The 4,326-nt window shown below is 29.7% G+C and carries 6 protein-coding genes; 4 read left to right on the top strand and 2 right to left on the bottom strand.

Annotation, left to right across the window (positions count from 1 at the left end; translation table 11 throughout):
* The 4 genes from QZ824_RS10840 to QZ824_RS10825 form a co-directional block, all read left to right on the top strand.
* Nucleotides 1-770: Nif3-like dinuclear metal center hexameric protein (locus QZ824_RS10840; RefSeq protein ID WP_291276033.1), on the top strand; the 770-nt coding region annotated here is incomplete at its 5' end.
* Nucleotides 771-774: 4 nt separating this feature from the next.
* Complete coding sequence (locus QZ824_RS10835) at nt 775-1,554, top strand: C4-type zinc ribbon domain-containing protein (protein ID WP_291276032.1); 780 nt, start codon at nt 775-777, stop codon at nt 1,552-1,554.
* Nucleotides 1,555-1,622: 68 nt separating this feature from the next.
* Nucleotides 1,623-2,411, top strand: coding sequence for a 23S rRNA pseudouridine(2604) synthase RluF (gene rluF / locus QZ824_RS10830; RefSeq protein WP_291276031.1), 789 nt, complete (start codon nt 1,623-1,625; stop codon nt 2,409-2,411).
* Nucleotide 2,412: 1 nt separating this feature from the next.
* Nucleotides 2,413-2,895 (top strand): hypothetical protein, encoded by a 483-nt coding sequence (locus QZ824_RS10825; RefSeq protein ID WP_291276030.1) that lies wholly within the window; start codon nt 2,413-2,415, stop codon nt 2,893-2,895.
* Here QZ824_RS10825 and QZ824_RS10820 read toward each other — a convergent pair.
* Entirely contained in the window at nt 2,885-3,379 is a 495-nt protein-coding gene (locus tag QZ824_RS10820) for a GNAT family N-acetyltransferase (RefSeq protein WP_291276029.1), read from the bottom strand. The two genes, QZ824_RS10825 and QZ824_RS10820, sit on opposite strands and share 11 nt — an antisense overlap.
* Nucleotides 3,380-3,457: 78 nt before the next feature.
* Nucleotides 3,458-4,326 (bottom strand): T9SS type A sorting domain-containing protein (locus tag QZ824_RS10815; protein WP_291276028.1); only part of this gene is annotated, 869 nt, incomplete at its 5' end.

Genomic DNA, 4,326 nt, shown 5'->3' with positions numbered 1-4,326 from the left:
TTAATAAAATATTTTGTGATACATTAGGATTAAAGAACACAAAAATTTTAATTCCAAAAGAACAATTCATTTACAAGTTAATAACTTACACTCAACCCGATAACGCCGATAAATTACGAAATGCCCTTTTTGAAGCTGGAGCAGGAAATATTGGAAATTATGAAAACTGTAGCTTTAATTCTAAAGGAATTGGAACCTATATGGGTAACGAAAATAGTAATCCAGAATTTGGAAATCGTTACGAGTTTATTGAAACTGAGGAAATAAAAATAGAAGTAATTTTTGAAAAACATTTACAATCAAAAATATTAAGTACCTTATTTAAAAATCATGTTTATGAAGAAGTGGCTTATGAAATTTATAATATTCAAAACCAACATCAAAACATTGGATTAGGAATGGTAGGAGAGTTTGAAGAAGCTATGAATGAACGAGATTTTCTAGAATTTGTAAAAGACAAAATGCAATGTGGTGGAATTAGACATAGTACCTTTTTAGGTAAACAAATTAAAAAAGTTGCGGTTTTAGGTGGTAGTGGAAGTTTTGCTATAAAGAATGCAATAAAAGTTCAAGCAGACGCTTTTTTAACTGCTGATTTAAAATACCACCAATTCTACGAAGCTGAAAACAAACTTCTTTTAGCCGATATTGGACATTTTGAAAGTGAAAGATTTACAAAAAATTATATTGTTGATTATCTTAAAGAAAAAATCACTAATTTTGCAATCATTTTATCAGAAGTAAATACAAATCCGGTTAAATATTTTTAACACTATGGCAAATATAAAAGAACTAAGCGTAGAAGAAAAATTAAGAGCATTATACTCTTTACAACTAATTGATTCTAAAATTGATGAAATTAGAAATGTTAGAGGTGAATTACCTTTAGAGGTTGAAGATTTAGAAGATGAAGTAGCTGGACTTTCTAAGCGTTTAGAAAAATTAAATAGTGATTTAGACACTATTGACCACCAAATTAAAGAAAAAAAGAACAATATTGATGAATTTAAGTCATCAATCAAAAAATATACTGAACAGCAAAAAAATGTTCGTAATAATAGAGAATTCAACTCTTTAGCTAAAGAAATTGAGTTTCAAGAATTAGAAATTCAATTAGCTGAAAAACATATTAAAGAAATGAAAGCTCAATTAGAGGGTAAAAAAGCTATTGTAACTGAAACAAAAGAAAAATTAGCCGCTAAAGACAATCATTTAAAACATAAAAAAGCTGAATTGAGTGATATTATGGCTGAAACTGAAAAAGAAGAAAATTTCTTATTAGAAAAATCAGCTGAATTTAGAGCAAAAATTGAAGACCGCTTATTAGCCGCTTATGATAGAATTAGAGATAATGTTAGAAACGGTTTAGCAGTTGTATCAATTGAAAGAGGTGCTTCTGCAGGATCATTCTTTACTATTCCTCCACAAACACAAATGGAAATTGCTGGTAGAAAAAAAATCATTACAGATGAGCATAGTGGTAGAATTCTAGTAGATAGTGTTTTGGCTGATGAAGAAAGAGAAAGAATGGAACAACTATTCGCGTCTTTATAAGTTTCTTAATAATATATATGAACCCTTTTAGTCCTGCTAAAAGGGTTTCTTTTTTGTATCTTTGTAAAATGGAAGAACAAGTAGTACGCATTAATAAATTTTTATCTGAATCTGGATTTTGTTCTAGAAGAGAAGCTGACAAATTATTAGAACAAGGAAGAATTACAATTAACGGTAAACTTCCTGAGTTAGGAACTAAAGTTAGCCCTAGAGATGAGGTAAGAGTGAATGGAAAATTAGTTTCTAATGCTAATAAAAAACATACTTATCTTGCTTTTCACAAACCAGTTGGTATTGAATGTACTACAAATCAAAAAGTAAAAGACAATATAGTTGATTATATTGCTTATCCCGAACGTGTTTTTCCAATTGGTCGACTAGATAAAGCTAGTGAAGGATTAATTTTTATGACCAGTGATGGTGACATTGTAAATAAAATTTTAAGAGCTAGAAACAATCACGAAAAAGAATATATTGTTACCGTAGATCGACCTATCTCAGATGATTTTATTTATCAAATGAGTAATGGATTACCAATTTTAGATACCATTACAAAAAAATGTAAAGTTGAAAGAATAAGTCAATTTGTGTTCCGAATTATTCTTACTCAAGGATTAAATCGTCAAATTAGACGCATGTGTGAATATTTAAATTATGAGGTTACTGCATTAAAAAGAATCCGAATTATTAATATTACGCTTGATGTTCCTATTGGTAAATATCGTCACCTTACCGAACAAGAAATTAAACAGTTAAATGATTTAATTGCACCTTCAAGTAAAACAGAGGAAGCAAGTATTCCAAAAAATAAAAAACCCAACTACGGAAGTAGAAATTACGACAAAAGAAATCGATAAAATGAATAAGAAAGATATAAATTTTGAAGTTGAACGCTTCTTAAAAGGAAACTATCAAAAAAATGTAGCCCTAGAATTATTGAGAAAAGATGGTTTTTCTGAAGAAGAAATTCAAAAACAAGCCTACAAATTTGACCAATTAAGAAAAAACCCTGATAATAGCTTATCTTTTTTTCCTCCTTTTTTATTCTTAATTTTAACTTCAATCAGTACTCTAACACTGACCCTTAAAGAAGAAAATAAATTTAAATCAATAACTTTATTACTATTCTTATGTACACTAATAACAACTTATTTTTTTAGCAAAAAAAATAAGCAAGCAATAATCACAACAGCTTTTTTAGCTATTTTTTTTATGCTATTATTGGCTTATTTATTTATCATTTCTGCTTTTGGAATGGGTAAATTAATTACAATTGAACTTTTTTTAATATTCACTTTGTTCTCTATTAAAAGATACTATAAAAAAGTTTCTAAAATTTAAGCATCATTACGTAGTCATCCATAACAAAAGTATTCCCTATATCAATAACTTCCTCTTTAACAATAGAAAAGCCTAATTTTTCATAGAAAAATCGGGCTTTGTTATATTTATTAACATTTAAGAACAAACCTTTTTGCTCATTTTGTTTTGCCTTTGATGTAGCAAAATCAATTAACTCCTTCCCTACACCTTTTCCTTGATAAGCTTTCAAAACATAAATTTTATGGACCTTGGTCATATTAGTGTTATCACAATTTACCTCATAAGCCAAAAACCCAATAGGCTGATTTTGATCTGAAATTTGGACGAATTGCTGACCTCCATTTAATTGCCCTTCAAGAGCTTCTAAAGAATAAAATCGTTTCAACATATAACTCAATTGTTCATTTGACAGTATTTCACCATAGGCAACTGGCCAAATTTGGTACGCTAAATTTTGAACAACTTTTAATTGTTCTTTAGTAATATCTGAAATCAAAAACATATTTTATAATTAAAAATTCAAAGTTACAAAATAAAAAAGGGCTACCAATTGGTAGCCCTTTAATGTATTTAATTTTAATTATTTCTTGAAAATCTTAATTTCTGCTGATTTATCTTCCGCATATACTCTTACAATGTACATTGCTGTTGATAATTCAGTCATATTCACTTGAACTTCTTGACTTCTTGGTTTAACAACCTTAATCAATTGTCCCTTCAAATCATAGATCTCTATTGATGTTATTTCTCTGTTATAAGTAATAGTTAACTGATCTACAACTGGGTTAGGATAGTAAGCTAAACTTGTTAGATCAAATGACTCCTTCCCTAAAACTACTACTACAGTAACAGCTAAAGGCGAACTTACACATGAACCATTTACTGAAACAGCGTAATAAGTCGTTCCATCTACTAATTGTGTTCCTGCAAGAATTGCATTAGTACCGTTTGCTGCATCTGCTGCTGTTGGATACCAAATAATACCCGTTCCTGAAACAACAATATCCTCAATAGTTACATCTGATGCAACATTACCATTAATGGTTTGATTGGAAACTCCTGTTGGTGTAGTTACTGTATTGATGGTTAAGTTTAACACTTCCGTATGACAACCAACAACATTCGTATATGTACCTGAAGACGTATAAGTAGTACCATTTACTGACCATGTATATGAATTACACGAAACAATATCTGTAACATTAGTTGAAGCACTGTTTATAGTTACAATAACTGGCTGAATAGTAGCACATCCACTCGTATTAACTGCTTTAATGTAATAAGTACCAGAAGTACCAACAGCACTTGGCGTAGTTAATGCCGTAGTAGCCGAAGCATTAGTCCAATATGTTAACGTTAAACCTGCATCCGAACCAGTTGTAACACTTGATGCTGTTAAATCAACCGTAGCTGGGGAACAAACCGCTGAAGGATTAGTAACAACTAATG

This window comes from Flavobacterium sp. (genome assembly GCF_021151785.1).
Lineage (GTDB): Bacteria > Bacteroidota > Bacteroidia > Flavobacteriales > Flavobacteriaceae > Flavobacterium.
The sequence above is the reverse complement of the archived record's forward strand: the minus strand, read 5'-3'. Positions and strand labels throughout refer to the sequence as shown.